Annotated in this window: 15 protein-coding genes; 13 read left to right on the top strand and 2 right to left on the bottom strand. The window is 67.0% G+C overall.

Annotated elements, in window-relative coordinates; translation table 11 throughout:
• The first annotated feature begins 591 nt into the window (after positions 1 to 591).
• On the top strand, positions 592 to 2,349 hold the full coding sequence (locus H4O13_08045) for an exo-alpha-sialidase (protein MBE5315338.1): 1,758 nt from the start codon (positions 592 to 594) through the stop codon (positions 2,347 to 2,349).
• A 906-nt stretch (positions 2,350 to 3,255) separates the two neighbouring features.
• Positions 3,256 to 3,879 carry an HAD family hydrolase gene (locus H4O13_08040; GenBank protein MBE5315337.1) on the top strand — a complete coding sequence of 208 codons (624 nt, stop codon included), beginning with the start codon at positions 3,256 to 3,258 and terminating at the stop codon, positions 3,877 to 3,879.
• Positions 3,880 to 4,024: 145 nt separating this feature from the next.
• On the opposite strand, the gene H4O13_08035 is transcribed toward H4O13_08040, so the two are convergent.
• Positions 4,025 to 4,468: a PRC-barrel domain-containing protein gene (locus H4O13_08035; protein MBE5315336.1), complete on the bottom strand. Its 444-nt coding sequence runs from the start codon at positions 4,466 to 4,468 to the stop codon at positions 4,025 to 4,027.
• 323 nt (positions 4,469 to 4,791) lie between these two features.
• Here H4O13_08035 and H4O13_08030 point away from each other — a divergent pair, with 323 nt between their 5' ends.
• From H4O13_08030 to H4O13_08010, 5 genes are all read left to right on the top strand, one after another.
• The gene (locus H4O13_08030) at positions 4,792 to 5,166 is read left to right on the top strand and encodes a hypothetical protein (GenBank protein ID MBE5315335.1); all 375 of its coding nucleotides are present in this window, start codon (positions 4,792 to 4,794) and stop codon (positions 5,164 to 5,166) included.
• A 45-nt stretch (positions 5,167 to 5,211) separates the two neighbouring features.
• Complete coding sequence (locus tag H4O13_08025; GenBank protein MBE5315334.1) at positions 5,212 to 5,586, top strand: hypothetical protein; 375 nt, start codon at positions 5,212 to 5,214, stop codon at positions 5,584 to 5,586.
• Positions 5,583 to 6,032, top strand: coding sequence for a hypothetical protein (locus H4O13_08020; protein ID MBE5315333.1), 450 nt, complete (start codon positions 5,583 to 5,585; stop codon positions 6,030 to 6,032). The genes H4O13_08025 and H4O13_08020 overlap by 4 nt, the downstream gene beginning before the upstream one ends.
• A gap of 232 nt (positions 6,033 to 6,264) precedes the next feature.
• On the top strand, positions 6,265 to 6,969 hold the full coding sequence (locus tag H4O13_08015; GenBank protein MBE5315332.1) for an RNA-binding protein: 705 nt from the start codon (positions 6,265 to 6,267) through the stop codon (positions 6,967 to 6,969).
• A gap of 230 nt (positions 6,970 to 7,199) precedes the next feature.
• A complete protein-coding gene (locus H4O13_08010; protein MBE5315331.1) occupies positions 7,200 to 7,640 on the top strand; it encodes a hypothetical protein in 441 nt (146 codons plus the stop codon).
• Between the two features lie 499 nt (positions 7,641 to 8,139).
• On the opposite strand, the gene H4O13_08005 is transcribed toward H4O13_08010, so the two are convergent.
• Positions 8,140 to 8,658, bottom strand: a complete 519-nt coding sequence (locus H4O13_08005; GenBank protein ID MBE5315330.1) for an acyloxyacyl hydrolase — start codon at positions 8,656 to 8,658, stop codon at positions 8,140 to 8,142.
• Between the two features lie 352 nt (positions 8,659 to 9,010).
• Here H4O13_08005 and H4O13_08000 point away from each other — a divergent pair, with 352 nt between their 5' ends.
• The 6 genes from H4O13_08000 to H4O13_07975 all read left to right on the top strand — a co-directional run bounded on the left by H4O13_08000 (position 9,011) and on the right by H4O13_07975 (position 17,275).
• Positions 9,011 to 9,793: a 4-hydroxy-tetrahydrodipicolinate reductase gene (locus H4O13_08000; protein ID MBE5315329.1), complete on the top strand. Its 783-nt coding sequence runs from the start codon at positions 9,011 to 9,013 to the stop codon at positions 9,791 to 9,793.
• A gap of 256 nt (positions 9,794 to 10,049) precedes the next feature.
• A complete protein-coding gene (gene carA / locus H4O13_07995; GenBank protein MBE5315328.1) occupies positions 10,050 to 11,177 on the top strand; it encodes a glutamine-hydrolyzing carbamoyl-phosphate synthase small subunit in 1,128 nt (375 codons plus the stop codon).
• Between the two features lie 18 nt (positions 11,178 to 11,195).
• Positions 11,196 to 12,632, top strand: a complete 1,437-nt coding sequence (locus H4O13_07990; GenBank protein MBE5315327.1) for a hypothetical protein — start codon at positions 11,196 to 11,198, stop codon at positions 12,630 to 12,632.
• Positions 12,616 to 15,858 carry a carbamoyl-phosphate synthase large subunit gene (gene carB / locus H4O13_07985; protein MBE5315326.1) on the top strand — a complete coding sequence of 1,081 codons (3,243 nt, stop codon included), beginning with the start codon at positions 12,616 to 12,618 and terminating at the stop codon, positions 15,856 to 15,858. Before H4O13_07990 ends, carB begins: the two co-directional genes overlap by 17 nt.
• Complete coding sequence (gene greA / locus H4O13_07980; protein ID MBE5315325.1) at positions 15,855 to 16,331, top strand: transcription elongation factor GreA; 477 nt, start codon at positions 15,855 to 15,857, stop codon at positions 16,329 to 16,331. The genes carB and greA overlap by 4 nt, the downstream gene beginning before the upstream one ends.
• Complete coding sequence (locus H4O13_07975) at positions 16,328 to 17,275, top strand: phosphoglycerate mutase (GenBank protein ID MBE5315324.1); 948 nt, start codon at positions 16,328 to 16,330, stop codon at positions 17,273 to 17,275. Before greA ends, H4O13_07975 begins: the two co-directional genes overlap by 4 nt.
• Positions 17,276 to 17,277 lie beyond the last annotated feature (2 nt).

Raw genomic sequence — 17,277 nt, 5'->3', positions numbered from 1 at the left:
CACTCGAAGGCACCCAGCTACCGCAAAGTTCCGCTCGGGCTTGCCGTGGCGGCACCGCTTCGGCTGCGTCTGCGGCCTGCGGGCCGCGATCAGCGAATGTGTGGAGTTGAGCCTCCGCCGCGTGCTGCCATGGATACAGCCCAATCGGTGAGTGCGCTCGCGCGCGGCGTTCTTCAGGCTGCGTGCCGATTCCAATGGCCTGGATGCGGGCTTTCCGCGCCACGCCGTCGGCGTGTCTGCTCGCTTGAGGAGGCTGTTCAAGGCCTTGACCCGCGACGGCCGAACGGCTTCGCCGCCGCCGAAGTGCGACCAGTGCACACGCGAGAAACTCAGCGGCTGCAGCGGGCCAACTTCGGTTCGCGAACGTGCAGTGACGAAAGCGCCGCCGAGCGCACAGTTGATCCTGCGTGCGACCGAAGCGCTCCTGCTATTGTTAGCGCTCCCAGCGACAAGGATGTCGCAGCAATGCGTCCATTGTGCTGTGCGATCGTATTCGCACTCTCGCTTTCCGCCTGCTCCGCACCGGGCTCATTGCGCCCTCAGTTCGGCCCCGTCGCCAGTCCAATTCCCTACGGAAAGACCTATCAGGGCGTGCCCGAGCGTGTGCCCCAGGCGCATCTGTCCAGCACCAGTGCGCTCGCGGAAAGCGAGCTGCGGGTGAGCCAGACGCGTCTTGACGTGCCTGACCCGCGGGTTCAGAACTACGAGGTCCAGCTCAAGTACGTTCCAGCGCGCGACGGGCGCCCGGAAGGCCTCTATGCGACCTGGATGACCGGCCGACAGCTGGAGGATGGGTTCACCGAGACCCGGCTGGCCCTGGCCTACAGCTCCGATGGCGGTCGGGTGTTCGAACGGGTACCCACGAGCTTCAGCGATGTGCCCAGGGCGATTCATTTTGATCCGACACTGGAGTGCGACCCCGCCAGCGACCGCCTGGTGCTGGTCAAGCTGATTGCGGATCCGCTTGTTTCGGGGGGGAACATCAGGCACACCCTGTGGGCATCGAGGACCGATGCGGGCGTGCGCGATCGGATGGGGCCCGGTCGCTTGCTCGAGCAGCCCGATACCGGTAACCGCAGCTTGGACAAGGGTTGGCTGGCCGCGGGTTGGGATACTCAAGGTCGGTCGGTGATCTACCTCACTGACGTCCGAGGCGTCCGCGCCAGCCGGGATGGCGGCGAGACCTGGTCCGCGCCGACGCGGATCCAGCATGTGCTGAATCTTCTGCAGCCGACGGTGCTGGACGACGGTCGACTTTTCGTGAGCTATCTCGGTCTGGCCAGCGGTCAGCCCGCGCGCTCCGCGCAGGCCCTGTTCGTCTTCGGAGACTCCGAGAATTTCCTGTCGCGTCCGGCCAGCCTCCACGATTTCTTTGGAAGTCTCGACGACATCACGGGCGATGCTACGCCGGGCAACTTCCGCACCGCGCCTGCCATCGTTGTTGCGCAGTCGCCCGTCGACGGTCGCTTGTTTGCAGTGCTGCATGACGTGACGGCCCGTCGGCCGGGCGATCCGCGCGATCAGGATCTCGATGTCCTGATGCGGGTGTCCGAAGACGGTGGCCGCACCTGGGGGCCGGCTCGCAACCTGACGGTCGGTATGGAGGCGTTCTCCGATCAGTTCATGCCCTGGATCGATGTCGATGCCTTCGGGCACCTGCATCTGATGTACTACGAATCCGGCACCGGGCCGCAGGCCGATCAGCGGCCGTCTGCCGATGTGCATGTGTGGTATGCGCGCAGCGAAGATGGCGGCGTTACCTGGAAGCGCACCCGCCTGAGTGCGAATCCGATTCCTTCCGCAGTCACCCGCTGGGCGCCCTATGGGCAGCCGCTGCAGTTCCTGGGCGATTACAACAGCCTTGAAGTGGGCCGTGATGCCGTGTTTGCAGCGCATCCCGTCTACGAAGGCGGAACAATCGGCATGACGGTCAGCCGGGTCGAACTCGCTGGAGCATCGTCCGTACAGCCCAGTAATCCCGTGGCGCTGGGAGGGCTCTGGTACGAGCCGGCCACCAGCGGTCAGGGCTTCCAGTTCGGCTGGATCGAGGGTGGAGTGTTCACCGTCATGTTCTTCGGTCACCGCGACTCAGGAGAGAACCTGTTCCTCACTGGCGCCCATAGCGGTCATCCCAGCTTCGGACAGACCTTGAACATTCCGCTGCAAAGGGTCACCGGCGGGCGCTTCAACGCGCTCGATCCCGCGGCTATCCAGCGCAGCGATTGGGGCGTGCTGCAGCTTCGCTTCAATGGCTGCGATTCGGCGACTGCAACCTTGTCCGGCGTGGATGGCGAGACCCGGCTTCAGCTGCAGCGGCTCGGTCGTCCTCCCGGCATCGCCTGTCCTTGAGGCTGTCATGCCTTCGGCACAGCCAATGTCTCCCGTTGCCCGGGTTCGCGTTCCGCGTGAGTCTTGGCCGGGAGGCTTGCTTCGGCGTGGATGCGTTCGCGCTGGGCACGCTCGGCCCGAGGATTCGGGGTCTGGCCTCGGGCGCTTGCGGCCGAGTGCTGACGCTCCTTGAGGGCGAACTGTCGTCGCCGCAGAGGTCAGCGCTGGAAAAGAGGTCAGCGCTGGAAACCCTCCAAGGCCGGCATGGGAGCCTGCATCTCTCGGCAGCCCGAGCATTCGGAAAGCACACCCGATTGCACAGGCGCACGTTTGGGGAGCTGGGGTCGGGTTCTCAACCGAGACGGTCGATCGGGCTTGCGCAACGCTGCAGGAGCGCGTGAGAGAGGTGCTGGAGCGGGATCCGCTGCCGTTCTGGCCAGGATCGAGGTGCGCTCGACGACAGCGAAAGCGAACACGCGCCATCGTGGGGCTGCGCCCGGCTCGCGGGCTGCAGCCCGCCGACGCACAGCGCCGGCGGGTGGTGCATCAGAAATCAGAGCTTGCCGCGGGAACGCAGATCGCGGCGGAGGCGATTGCGACGGCGACGCAGACGGGCCAGCTTCATTGCGGGGTCCTTGGTTGGGGTGGAAAGAGCCGCGGATTGTCGCATGGCAGGCAGCATCGCGCTTGCGGCGCATTTTCGGAGCGCACCCGGACCGGGGCGGGGTGCAGGTCGCGAAGGACCAGGGGCCAACCGAGGGCTCACCCGGCAACCAAGCTCAGTCGCGTCGGGAGGATTCTGATCAGCCATCAGCGATGCCCAAATGTCTTCATGCCGCGAGGCAGTGTAGGCCAGTGGCGGCTGCTTGGCCCTTGGGCAGGAAGCGGCTCGTTTGGCCTTCGTTCGCCGATAGACTGTTTCGCATCATGCCCACCCGCCCCGACCTCGCCCTCTTCGATTTCGACGGCACCCTGACCACCTGCGAAACCTTTCCGCTGTTCGTCAAGCGCGTGCTGCCGAAGTCTCGGCTTCTCGCCGGCTGGCTGCGGCTCTGGCCGCTGGTCCTGGGCTATCGGCTGCGCTGGGTGTCGGGCACGCATCTGCGCGCGGCGATCGTGCGGCTGGGGTTCGAGGGCGCAGCCGTTGATGCTCTGGAGCAGGCCGGTGCGCACTTCGCCGAGACGGTCTTGCCCGGCCTGATGCGGCGCGAGGCGATGACGCGCTTGGCCTGGCATCGCGAGCGCGGCGATCGCGTGGTGATCGTGTCTGGCGGGCTCGGCGTCTACCTGCGGCCGTGGGCGGCGGGGCAGGGGCTTGAGGTGCTGTGCTCCGAGCTCGAAGCGCTGGACGGCCGCTGCACCGGCGCGTTCGCGGGCGCGCAGTGCGTGGGCCCGGAGAAGGCGCGTCGCGTGCGCGAGCGCATCGACATCGCGAGGTATGGCGAAGTGCATGCCTACGGCGATACGCAGGAGGATGCTCAGCTTCTGGCCTTGGCCGACCAGCCCGTGTATCGAGGTCGGCCGGTCGCTCGCTCAGCGAGCGCGCGCTGAGCGCGCGAACGCCAGCCGCTCGAATGCCGCTTCCTTGCGGATGTCCGTGCGGCTGGCGCCCCGGGGGAGGGGGCGTTCAGCGCTGCCGCGCGCCAGGGACGACGCGCTCGCCGATCGAGCGCGTCTGTGCTTGATTCGTGTTGACCTAGTTGACCGGCTTGGATCCACCTGCCGGCTTCACGTAGTAGCTGTGGATACGGCTCTGCCAGGTCGTATCGGCCATGTCTGGCCAGTGGTTGCGATCGAACCCGGGCGCGCTTTCGAGTTTCGACTTGCTCACGTCGAGAACGAAGCGCTTCTCCTGCGTGTCCAGTCTGAGCGCCTCCCAGGGCACAGCGAACAGTTTCTCGCCCACGCCCAGGAATCCGCCGAAGGACAGCACGGCGTAGCTGACGTGGCCACTGCGCATGTCCAGCATGATTTCCTTGACATCGCCGAGGTGCTCGCCCGCGGCGTTGTAGACGTCGTTGCCGATCAGGGTCTCCGCGCCCATCAGGTGTGGACCCGGCCCATGCGCTTGGGCGGGGCCGCCGATGTTCGTGGTGGAGGTGCGGTAGATGCCGTACGGGTCGCGTTGTTCGTAGTTCATGGCGGGCTCCTTCTGCGCTGGCTGGGATCGATGGGCCTGCTCTGTGCTGCAGTGGCCACCGATGGGCAGCCTGATCGAGCAGGGCCGGCCGCGTCTGTTCGGCAGCCCACGCAGGTTCAAGGCGGTGCGCCGGTAACGTTGAAGATTCTTTGATTGAACTGTGCGGTGACGAACCGACGCGCCTCCGGGGAGGCGCGCAACCTGCTTCTGCGCTCTCTCTGCTCGGTGCTCTTCCGGGCTCACCGTCAGCGACCCCGCGCAGCTGTGCTCGCCACTCCCCTTTCTTCCCGATCGCCAATGGTCCCAACGTGAGGAACCCGCCCATGACTCCCGCACCCGTCACCGCCACCGTCACCGCAAAGCCTGATGCTCGCGGTGACACTTTTGCCCGCGCCAGTGAGCGCGTCCATGAGTCACCGAATTCTCCCGCCCGTCCAGCGCTCGACGCGCTGATTGAAGATGTCGGCCAGGTGCGAGCCGATGTGCGACCGGCGTTCAACGAGTTCACCGGCTCCGTGGAAGCGATGGCCCGCGATTCGGCGCGCCGCGTGGGTGAGCAGGCCATCGGCCTTCAGGAGGCGAGCGCTGCCTTTGTGCGCACGCGTCCGCTGCAGTCCTTGATGCTGGCGGCTGGCCTTGGCGCGAGCCTCATGCTGCTGCTACGACTGCTTGCGCGTGCCAGTGCCAGCGAACGCTGATCGCATGCTGCCGGGCAGTGCTGGATCATGACTCGACTGCCTCCCTTGCTGCGGCTGACGATCGAGCAGCCGCAGCTTCTTGCCGAGCATCTGGCGGCTTACGGCGATCTGATCAGGGCGGAGCTTGAGACGGAGGCGCAATCCCTGCGCGAGCGCCTTCTCCGACAGTTTCTGGTGTGCTTGGGGCTTGCCGTCGGATCGATTCTGTCGGGCGTCAGTGTGCTGCTGGCGCTGGCCTTGCCCGAGCCCGTGCCCCACGCGCAGATGGCAGCGGTTGCAGCGCTGCCGCTGCTGCTTTCTCTGGCTGTCTGGCTGATTGAACGCCGCCGACAGCGCCCGCCCATGTTTGCGGCGCTGCGAGCGCAGGCGGCGTTGGATCGCGCACTCCTCGCACCTGCGAAACACGAGCGCGAACAATGAGCGACCTCCGCGAAGAGCCCCGCGTCGCGATCGACGCCGCCGTGCAGCGTCTCGCAGTCGCGCGCCACACACTCTTCCTTGCACTTCGATCCGCCGATGCGACGGCGGCTGCCGGCACGTTCAGCTCGTCTGATCGAGCGGTGCCGGCTGCGCTGACATCCATCGTGGTCGAAGCCTTGGATGCGGATGTTCTGCGCCACCCGGCTCGCGCTCTGCTGCAGGTCGCTGCGATCGAGCTTTCGGCGCGGCTGCGGCCTTCGGTGCGCGAGCATCCACTGCTGTGGTGTGGCGCGGCTGCCACGCTGGGCGCTGCGACGGCGGGCGTTTGCCTGTCAGCGCGCTCGCGGGCCGCCACCTCCGGTCTGATCCGTCTGCTGCCGCTGGTGATCGGTTTGCTGCGTCCGCTGGCTCTCGAGCAGAAGGATTCGCGAGGCCGGGGCCCTTGAGCCTGGGCGAGGGGCAAGCGTCCAGGCCGCTGTTTGGTACGGGAAAAGGCTGGGCCTCGGGCGCGCAGATTCAGCGGGCAGGACGAATAGCTCCTGTGCCCGACTCGATCCGCGTTGGCTTGACGGGCGGGGCTCGGCAAGTTTCTGCAGTCCTCACCCTTCATGTCGCGGGGCCGCACTGGCGGGTTCTGCCTTGTCCTACACTGCCGGCCGTTTCTTCTGGTCTCCCTCCATGTCCGAGCCGATTCGCCTGTCCAAACGCGTCATCGAGCTGACCGGCTGCTCGCGTGCCCAGGCCGAGCGCTATGTCGAAAGTGGCTGCGTCAGCGTTGACGGCGAAGTGATTGATCGTCCCGAGCACCCGGTGAGCAGCGAGCGTGTGCAGGTGGACCTGGACGCCGCGGCTGCGCCGTCGGAGCCCATGACCCTGCTGCTGCACAAGCCCGCGGACGTCGAGGTGGTGCCGGCGCTGGTCGCGGCGGAGCGTCACTGGGCCGAGGATTCCAGCGGCATCCGTTTGCTGCGTCGCCATCTGCGCAGGCTGTCGCCGCTGTTGCCGCTTGAGCGTGGGGCCAGCGGCCTGCAGCCCTTCACCCAGGATGGCCGCCTGTTGCATCGCGTGCGCGAGGAGGGGGCGCGCATCGAGCAGGAATTCATCGTCGAGGTGGAGGGCAGCGTCGCTGCCTACGGTCTCCATCGTCTGAGTCACGGATTGAGCTTCGAAGGCCGCGCGCTGGCACCCTGCAAGGTCAGCTGGCAGAACGAAACGCGGCTGCGCTTTGCGATCAAGGATGTGCGCCCGGGCCAGCTGAGCTGGATGTGTGCGCAGGTGGGCTTGCGCGTGCTTTCGACCAAGCGCATTCGTTTGGGGCGCGTGCCCTTGGCCAAACTGCCTGACGCCTGCTGGCGTTACCTGCCTTCCGGTGAGCGCTTCTGAGCGCGTCGCTCGCCGCGTGCCGGCTTGAGAACGCGGCATGCAGCGCTGGTCATGCCCGAACGCGCGGCGCTGCCGCTTCGGGTCGCGGCAAAGTCGGGATTCCGCCGGGGATTTCTGCCCCGAAGCGTGTCGACGCTGAGCATCCTGCACTCACGCGGAGCCCGGTCGATCCCCACTTCGAGCCGCCTGGGTTAGCCTTGCGCACGTCTTCCGCACTCGGGGTGCCCGCCATGCAACTCACTTTCCATCGCTTGCTCGCAATTGCAGTCGCTGCGGCGCTTGCGCTGCCCGTGCAGGCTCGCGCCGGCAGCGTCGACTGCGAGATGCGCTTCAATCTTTCGGGTTGGTCTGCCTTCTACAAGCGCTCCAGCGGCGAAGGCAGCATCACCTGCAACAACGGCCAGTCCATGCGCGTGCGGCTGGAGGCGCGCGGTGGCGGCATCTCCTTCGGCAAGTCGCGGATCGAGAACGGCGTCGGCGAATTTTCGGGCGTGGACGACATCCGCGATCTGATCGGTGGCTACGCCAGCGCCGAAGCCCATGCCGGGGCAGGGCGCTCGGCGAAGGGCCAAGTCGTCACCAAGGGCGAGATCTCGCTCGCGCTTTCTGGCACCGGCACGGGCTGGGACGTCGGTGTGGCCTTCGGTAGCTTCGTCATCAGCGAGCAATGAGCGCGGGCAGAGACAGGCCAGCAGTGCCGATGCCACGCCATGGCAAGGCAAGGCAAGGCAAGGCAAGGCAAGGCAAGGCAAGGCAAGGCAAGGCAAGGCAAGGCAAGGCAAGGCAAGGCAAGTCTGGAGCTTTCGGCGTTGCCGCCCCCCATGAAGGCCGCACTCCGCTGATCGAGCGCGTCAGTGTTTGCTCCGTGCTGCCGTAGCCGCGTGTTGAAAGACTCCCTTCCTGGGAGTTCTTCGGTTCAGCGATCCCGTACGGCTCTGTATCGCCTTCCAGCGCATCGATCACTCAGGCGCTTGCCTTGTCGACTCGGCCCTTCTGGGTCGAGCTAGGGTAGGTCTGAACAACTCGACGTCGCGAGTCCGGCGCGGGTCCGGACTCGCTGACCCCGGATCAAGCACTGACGTGCTCGTTCCGCGTGCGCGCCATCCCTGGCGCGCCGGAAGCTCCGATGAATCGGAGCTTCCCCGGCAGGCGGTTGTTCAACAGCCCCTGTTAGAAGCGGAAGCCCATCGACAGGTAGCTCTCGCCTTTGTTGGGCTGTCGGGTGCGGGCGTTCGAAAGATGGCCCAGCCCAACGATCAGAGTGCCGAAGCGGATGCCCAGATGACTGTGGAACTGGTAGCCGCTGCTCAGATAGTCGGTGACGTGGCTGACTGCGGCCAGGCCGGAGGACAGGGTGAAGCGTCCGAAGCGATAGCCGAGCTGCAGCGATGCGAAGTGCACGCGCTGGTCGCTGCCGCTGGGGGCGCTGTCGTGTCGCCCGATGCTTCCGGCGTTCAGGGCGTAGAAGTCGAGACCCAGCGGCAGCCGGTCATGCGGCCGGGCGTGCGTCAGCAGGATGAAGTCGGTGTTCGGCGTGTCGGGAGCGTCGCTGATGCCGGCCTGCAGGCTCGTCCAGGGAGCGTTTTCGGGCTGTGCCGCCGCGGCTGAAGCGGGCTTGAGGCTCAGCGCCAAGACCAGCCCGACGGTGGCAAGCGCTCGTCGAACCTGTGTGGAGGGCGTGGTTTGCATGGACATCCTTGCTGCAAGCGGGCCGGCGTCCGATGCCGACAGCGAACGGGGGAGATGCGGCGGCGGCAGGCTTGGCTACCGCGCGAACCGCGCCGACTCAATGAGGCTGCGCAGCATAGGCAGGGTGGGGTGGGCCTTCCAGTCCCGTGGGCGCATCGCAGCGTTGCGCGGGACTCGACAATCGCACGGGCCCGTTCGGCCGCCGCGCGGCGATGTCTTCGCTGTGCTCGGTCACGTCGGACCGAGCATCGCGTGCTCGATCCGCGAGCTCGCCCTGCAGGGCGAGCGGCAACGCTGAATTCTTCAGCGTTGCCCTAAACTCGCGAGCCCCGCCTTTCACCGGTGAATGATCATGAACAACCGCCGTGCCCGGCTGCTGATTCACGGAGCCTCGGGCCGCATGGGCCGCAGCCTGCTGTCGCTGGTGGCCGAGCATTCGGGCCTGCACCTCGTGGCCGCTGTTGCCAATGCGCCGCGCGCCGATCTCGGCGCGCTGGCCGTGCTTCGCCCCGCGCAGATCGCGCAGGCCCCGGCGTTTGATGTCGTGATCGATTTCAGTGCGCCCTCGGCCTTGCCGGCGCTTGCGGCGGCCTGTGTCGAACGCGGTGCCGCCCTGGTCTCCGGTACGACGGGTCTTGATGCGGATGCGCAGGCGGCGCTCGATGCGGCCTCCCGGCAGGTGCCCGTGCTGTGGGCGGCCAACTTCTCGCTGGGCGTCGCGCTGCTGGCGGCCCTGGCGCGGCGTGCGGCCGCGGCCGTTGCTGACTGGGACTGCGAGATCATCGAGACCCATCATCGCCGCAAGCAGGACGCGCCATCGGGCACCGCTCTGCGGCTCGGCGAAGCGATCGCCGCAGGCCGTGGTCAGCCGCTGGCTGCACTGGCGCGACATGGGCGCGAGGGCGCGCATGCGCCGCGCGTCGCTGGCGAGATCGGATTCCACGCCGTGCGCGGTGGTGACGTGGTCGGCGATCACCAGATTCTTCTGGCAGGCGAAGCCGAAGTCATCGAACTCACGCATCGCGCCGGCAGTCGCGAAGTGTTTGCGCGCGGTGCCCTTAAGTCCGCTGCGTGGCTCGCGGGCCGTACGGCCGGCCGCTATCGCATCGAAGACGTGTTGGGCCTCGTCGACTGACCCGCAATGCGCCGAGCGGCGTGCGGCTCGCGGGCGTGCACACTGTGAACCGTGATCGCCGCACGCGTTTGCTGCGTTCGCACAGGTGGACAGAGTGTGAGCTGGAAACGTAAACTTCCGCCTCGCCTGCTTCACCTTTCGCCCCCTCCCTCGACGACCTCCGGACCTGCTAGACGCAAGCCCGGCGGTTTCGCGCAAGCTGCGTCCAGCGCCGCTCGCGGGGGTGCCTCCCCGATCCTCACAAGGCGAATCGCTCGTGACCCAACCTGCTCTTCTGGCCCTTGCCGACGGCACCGTGTATCGCGGTGTGTCGGTGGGCGTTTCCGGCTGCACGATCGGCGAGGTGGTGTTCAACACCGCCATGACCGGCTATCAGGAGATCCTCACCGATCCTTCCTACGCGCAGCAGATCGTCACCCTGACCTATCCGCACATCGGCAACACCGGCTGCACCGACGTCGATGACGAAGCGGCCCAGGTGTTCGCCTCTGGCCTGATCATTCGCGAGCAGCCGACGCCAGCGAGCAGCTGGCGCAGCCAGGCCGATCTGCCGGCGTGGCTCAAGGCGCGCGGCGTGGTCGCGATTGCCGAGATCGACACGCGCGCGCTCACCCGTCGACTGCGCGACTCTGGCGCCCAGAACGGCTGCATTCTGGCCGGCGAGGGTGCTACCGCCGAGGACGCCCTGCGCCGCGCGCGCGAGTTCCCGGGGCTGAAGGGCATGGACCTTGCCAAGGTGGTCAGCGTCACCGCGCCCTACGCTTGGACTGAAGGTCGCTACGTGCTGGATCGCCAGGCTTTCGAAGCGCCGGCCTCGCGCTTCCATGTCGTCGCCTACGACTTCGGCGTCAAGCGCAACATCCTGCGCATGCTGGCCGAGCGCGGATGTCGTCTGACCGTGGTTCCTGCGCAGACCAGCGCCGACGAGGTGCTGGCGCTCAAGCCCGATGGCGTGTTCCTGTCCAACGGGCCCGGCGATCCGGAGCCCTGCGATTACGCGATTGCTGCCATCCGCCGCTTCATCGCCGCCAGGCTGCCGACCTTCGGCATCTGCCTCGGACATCAGCTGCTCGGCCTCGCCTCTGGCGCGCGCACGTTGAAGATGAAGTTCGGCCACCACGGTGCCAATCACCCGGTGCAGGACATCGACAGCGGGCGAGTGATGATCTCCAGCCAGAACCACGGGTTCGCAGTGGACGAGGCCAGCCTGCCCGCCAACGTGCGCGCCACCCATCGCTCGCTGTTCGATGGCAGCCTGCAGGGCATCGCCCTGACCGATGCGCCGGCGTTCAGCTTCCAGGGTCACCCCGAAGCCGCGCCCGGCCCGCACGACGTCGCCGGCCTCTTCGATCGCTTCATCGAGCTGATGTCACCCTCGCGCTGATCCCGCAAGGAGACCGCCATGGCACGCAAAGCCTCCAGTCGATCGAGCCGCCGCAGCGTCGGCCGCTGGGTCTTTCTCGCTGTGACCCGAATCGGGCTGCCGATCGCCCTTCTGTACGGGCTGGTGTGGTGGCGCGTGGATTCGCTGATCAGTGAACAGGTCAAGGCGCTGCAGGCCTTTGCTGACGTGCAGCGCGGACGCAGCTTCTTCACCTTTGACGGCCAGGTTGGCGTGGAGCGCATCGAGATATCGCCGCGTGTCCCTGGCGCCGAGGGCCTGCGTTTGCGGACGGGCCGCATCGCGCTGGAGACGCCCGGGCTCGATTGGCTGCTGAAAGCCGCCGCGTTTGGGCCGCCGGAGCAGCTGCCGCGGCGCTTGGGCATCGATATCGCCAACCTCGAAGTCGAAGGCATGCCCTCAGGCCCCGAGGCCGGCTTCATCGGCGCCTTCAGCGCTCTGCCGTTCGAGGCCGCCGGCTGCGGGGTCGATGCCTTCACCCGCAGCGACCTCGTCGAGATGGGTCTGCCCGCGAGCGATACCGTGATGAGCCTGCGTTTCGAACACGCGGACGCGGGCATGGTCGATTTCGGCCTCGACCTGGGCACGGCCGGTGCGGGACGCATGGAGTGGCGAATGGGCATCGCCCTGCCGCCGGCGGCGGGCGCTTCGACCGAGCAGTTGGCGCTGGGCCGCCTCGCCAATCTCAGCCTTGCCTTCATCGACGAAGGCTTTATCCAGGCCCGCAACGGCTGGTGTACCGATCGTGTCACCACCAGCCTGGCCGATTTCAATGCCCTTCATATCGAGGCGGTGCGCGGTCTGCTGCGCACCGTCGGCCTGCAGCCCGATGCCGATCTGCTGAAAGCCTTCGGCAAGTTCGCGGCTGACGGCGGCGAGTTCCGCATCGAGACCCGTCCGACTTCGGCGCTGGGACTCATGCAGCTCGCGTCTATGCAGGGCGACGCGCTGCGGCAGGCGCTCGCGCCCTATGTGCGGGTGACAGGCACGGATCCGGTGCGCTTCGCCTTCGCCCAGGTGCGTCCGATGACCCTGCGAGCGCAGCAGGTGGCCGCCGAAGTGGCGCGCACGCGGCTTGAAGATGGCGTTCCGCTGGACCCGGAGATTGAAGAGGTGGTGTCAGAGCCGCCGCGTATTCCCGAGCCGCCCGTCCCCAAACCCGAGATTCCCCTGCCGGCGAGCGACGGCCGCATTGAGTACGCCGATCTGGCGCCCTACGTGGGCCGCGAGATCGAGGTGCTTTCGATCTACGGCAGCCGTCGCCGCGGCGAGTTGATCAGCCATGCGCAGGCACGCCTGGTGCTGCGCCTGGCGCCGTCGCAGGGCGGTTTTGATCTCACTGTTCCAGTTGAGACCGTGCAGTCCGTGCGCGTGCTCGATGCTGCCGCCATTCAACCCGATTCCTCACCCGACCTGACCGATGCCCAAGCGAACTGATCTCAAGACCATCCTCATCATCGGCGCTGGCCCGATCGTCATCGGCCAGGCCTGTGAGTTCGACTACTCGGGCGCGCAGGCCTGCAAGGCGCTGAAGGCGGAAGGCTTCCGCGTGGTGCTGGTCAACTCCAACCCGGCGACGATCATGACCGACCCCGATACGGCGGATGCGGTCTACATCGAGCCGATCAACCCGGCCACGGTCGAGAAGATCATCGCCAAGGAAAAGCCCTGCGCCCTGCTGCCCACCATGGGCGGGCAAACCGCGCTCAACTGCGCGCTCGACATGGCCGATGCCGGCACGCTGGAAAAGTACGGCGTTGAGCTGATCGGTGCGTCCAGAGAGGCCATCCGCATGGCCGAGGACCGCGAGCTGTTCCGCGTTGCCATGGGCGAGATCGGCCTGGAATGCCCCAAGGCTGCGGTGGCGCGCAGCTTCGAGCAGGCGGTCGAGATCCAGGCCAAAGTCGGCTATCCGACCATCATCCGGCCGAGCTTCACCTTGGGCGGCAGCGGCGGCGGCATCGCCTACAACCGCGAGGAGTTCGAGGAGATCGTCAAACGCGGCCTTGAGCTTTCTCCCGTCCACGAGGTGCTGGTCGAAGAATCCGTGCTGGGCTGGAAGGAGTACGAGATGGAGGTGGTCCGCGATCGCGCGGACAACTGCATCATCGTCTGCTCGATCGAGAACATCGACGCCATGGGCGTGCATACGGGTGACTCGATCACCGTGGCGCCGGCGCAGACGCTGACCGACAAGGAGTACCAGCGCCTGCGCGATGCGTCGATCGCGGTGTTGCGCAAGATCGGCGTCGATACCGGTGGCTCCAACGTTCAGTTCGGCATCAATCCGAAGAACGGCCGCGTGGTCGTCATCGAGATGAACCCGCGCGTCTCGCGTTCGTCGGCGCTGGCGTCGAAGGCCACCGGCTTTCCGATCGCCAAGGTGGCGGCCAAGCTGGCGGTGGGCTACACGCTGGACGAGCTGCGCAACGAGATCACCGGCGGTGCCACCCCGGCCAGCTTTGAGCCCAGCATCGACTACGTGGTCACCAAGATCCCTCGGTTCGCCTTCGAAAAGTTCCCGGCCGCCGACTCACGCCTCACCACCCAGATGAAGTCGGTGGGCGAGGTGATGGCCATGGGGCGCTCGCAGTCGGAGTCGCTGCAGAAGGCCCTGCGCGGCCTCGAAACCGGCCGCACCGGTTTCGACCCGATGCTGCCGGCCCAGCTCGACGCCGACGGCCATCTGGAGCTGCGCCGCCAGCTGCGCGAGCCCGGCCCGGATCGTCTGTTCTACGTGGGCGACGCCTTCCGTCACGGCCTGCAGGTCGACGAGGTGCATGCGCTGTCCGGCATCGACCCCTGGTTCCTGCGCCAGATCGAGCACCTGATCCGCACCGAGAACGAAGTCACGGCCGGCGGGCTGGCCGCGCTCGACGCGACCCGCCTGCGCGCGCTGAAGCGACTGGGTTTCTCCGACATGCGCCTGGCTAAACTGCTCGGCACCGACGAAAAGGCCGTCCGCGCCCTGCGCCATGCGTTCGGCGTGCGTCCGGTGTTCAAGCGCGTTGACAGCTGCGCCGCCGAGTTCGCCACCAGCACGGCCTACCTGTACTCGACCTACGAGGACGAGTGCGAGGCCGAGCCGACCGACCGCAACAAGATCATGGTGCTGGGCGGCGGGCCGAACCGCATCGGTCAGGGCATCGAGTTCGACTACTGCTGCGTGCACGCCGCGCTCGCCCTGCGCGAGGACGGCTTCGAGACCATCATGGTCAACTGCAACCCGGAGACGGTCTCGACCGACTACGACACCTCCGACCGCCTGTACTTCGAGCCGCTCACGCTGGAAGACGTGCTGGAGATCGTCGAGAAAGAGAAGCCCAAGGGCGTGATCGTGCAGTACGGCGGGCAGACCCCGCTGAAGCTCGCCCGCGCGCTTGAGGAAGCCGGGGTGCCGATCATCGGCACCAGTCCGGACTCGATCGATCTTGCAGAAGACCGCGAGCGCTTCCAGCAGATGATCGTCAAGCTGGGCTTGAACCAGCCGCCGAACCGCACGGCGCGCACGCCTGAGCAGGCGCTGCTGATCGCCCAGGAAATCGGCTACCCGCTGGTGGTGCGCCCGAGCTATGTGCTGGGCGGTCGCGCGATGGAAGTCGTCTACTCCGACGCCGACCTTTCGCGCTATATCCGCGATGCGGTCAGCGTCTCCAACGAGTCGCCGGTGCTGCTCGACCGCTTCCTCGACAACGCCGTCGAGATCGACGTCGACGTGGTGGCGGATGCCGAGGGCAATGTGCTGATCGGCGGCATCATGGAGCACATCGAAGAGGCCGGCGTGCACTCGGGTGACTCCTCCTGCTCGCTGCCGCCCTATTCGCTGTCGAAGGCGCTGCAGGACCAGCTTCGCGAGCAGGTCGCGGCGATGGCCCGCGAGCTGAAGGTGATCGGCCTGATGAACACCCAGTTCGCCGTGCTGCCGGACGGCGAGGGCGGTGGAACGGTCTACATCCTTGAAGTGAACCCGCGCGCTTCGCGCACTGTGCCCTTCGTGTCCAAGGCCACGGGACGTCCGCTGGCCAAGATCGCCGCGCGCTGCATGGTCGGCCAGAGTCTGCCGCAGCAGGGCGCGACCGACGAGATCGTGCCCGACTACTGGTCGGTGAAAGAGGCGATCTTTCCGTTCGCCAAGTTCCAGAACGTCGACCCCATTCTCGGCCCGGAGATGCGCTCCACCGGCGAGGTCATGGGCGTGGGCCGCAGCTTCGGCGCCGCCTTCGCGCGTGCGCAGGAAGCCGCCAGCATCAAGGTGCCGCCGCCGGGCAAGGCCTTCGTGTCGGTGCGCGACCCCGACAAGCAGCGCCTGCTGCCGGTCGCCGAGCTGCTGGTGAAGCAGGGTTTCAGCCTGATTGCGACTGCCGGTACGGCGAGCTTCCTGCGCGACAAAGGCTTCGATTGCGCCGTGGTCAACAAAGTGGCGGAGGGCCGTCCGCACGTGGTCGACCTCATCAAGAACGGCGAAATCGTGTATATCGTCAACACCACCGAGGGCCGCCAGGCGATCGCGGATTCGTTCTCGATCCGCCGTGAGGCGCTGCAGCATCGGGTCACTTATTCCACCACCATCTCCGGCGCGCGTGCTCTGCTGCACTCGCTGGAGTTCCGCGGCTCGGGCGACGTGCTGTCGCTGCAGGAGCTGCACGAGGAGCTGAATGCATGAGAGCCCCCCTCACGCTGAAAGGATCCCAGCGTCTGCGCGAGGAACTTGAACATCTGAAGTCGGTGAAGCGCCCCGAGGTGATCGCAGCCATCGCCGAGGCCCGCGCCCACGGCGACCTCAAGGAGAACGCCGAGTACCACGCCGCGCGCGAGCAGCAGGGCTTCATCGAAGGCCGCATCAAGGAGCTGGAATCCGTGCTCTCGCACGCCCAGGTCATTGATGTCTCCAAGCTCGCGGCCGGCAGCAAGGTGGTGTTCGGCGCCATCGTTGAGCTGGCCGACAGCGAGACCGACGAGGAAGTCACCTACCAGATCGTTGGCGACCTCGAAGCCGACATCAAGCAGGGTCTGATCTCGGTCTCGGCTCCCATTGCGCGTGCGCTGATCGGCAAGAACGAGGGTGACTCGGTCACCATCGCTGCCCCCAGCGGCGAGCGCAGCTACGACATCATCAGCGTGCGCTACGACGGATGAGCGGCAGCGGCTGCATCCTTCTGCTTCCGGCCCGCGCCAGGCTGCGCGGCGATCTCACGCAGGCGCCTTCCCTGCAGAAGCTGATCGGTCGGGGCGATGCGCTGGAAGACGGCGAGTCGGGCGAGCTGGGTCAGCTGGCGCGGCTGTTCGACATCACCCCGCTCGGTCTGCCGGCGGCGGCGCTCTCGCGCCACCTCGACTGTGGCGATGCTGCCGGCAGTCAGTGGCTGCGGGCGGATCCTGCCTTCCTGCAGCCGGAAATGAGCGGCGTGCGGCTGATGGCCGTGGGCGAGCTGGGCCTCAAGCCGGAAGAAGCCGAGGCGCTGGCGCAGGCGCTGCAGCCGCTGTTCGGTGACTTCGGCATGCCGCTGACGGCGCCGACGGCCACGCGCTGGTATCTGCGGGTCGAGCTGGGCCATCGGCTGCCTGCGTTTTCGACGCCCGAGGACGCGCTGGGCGACGACTATGGCGCGCATCTCCCCTACGGCGACGAGGGACGGCGCTGGCGGGCGCTGTTGACCGAGGCGCAGGTCATCCTGCACAACCATCCGATCAACCAGGCGCGTGTGGCCGCCGGACGTACGCCGGCCAACGCGCTCTGGGTGTGGGGCGGGGGAGCGCTGCCGCAGCAAGTGGTGTCCGGCGTCGGCGCCCTGTATGCCTCCGAGCCTCTGGCCTGCGCCTTGGCGCAGCTTTCGGGCATCAGCATCGAGCGCATCGAGAGCGATGTGCTGCCCCAGCAGCTCGAAGACTGCGCCATCGATCTGCGCGGTGCGCGCAGCCTGGAAGCACTGGAGTCGGCCGTGTTCGAGCCGCTGCTGGAGCGCGTCGGCAAGGGCAAGCTGTCAAGCCTGACCGTCGACTTCGCTGACGGTCACGCCTGGAACTATCGACGCAGCCACGGTCTGCGCCTCTGGAAGCGACCCGCCACGAGCTTCGAGTAGCG

This window comes from Lysobacterales bacterium, assembly GCA_014946745.1.
Taxonomy (GTDB): domain Bacteria; phylum Pseudomonadota; class Gammaproteobacteria; order Xanthomonadales; family Xanthomonadaceae; genus Aquimonas.
The sequence above is the reverse complement of the archived record's forward strand: the minus strand, read 5'-3'. Positions and strand labels throughout refer to the sequence as shown.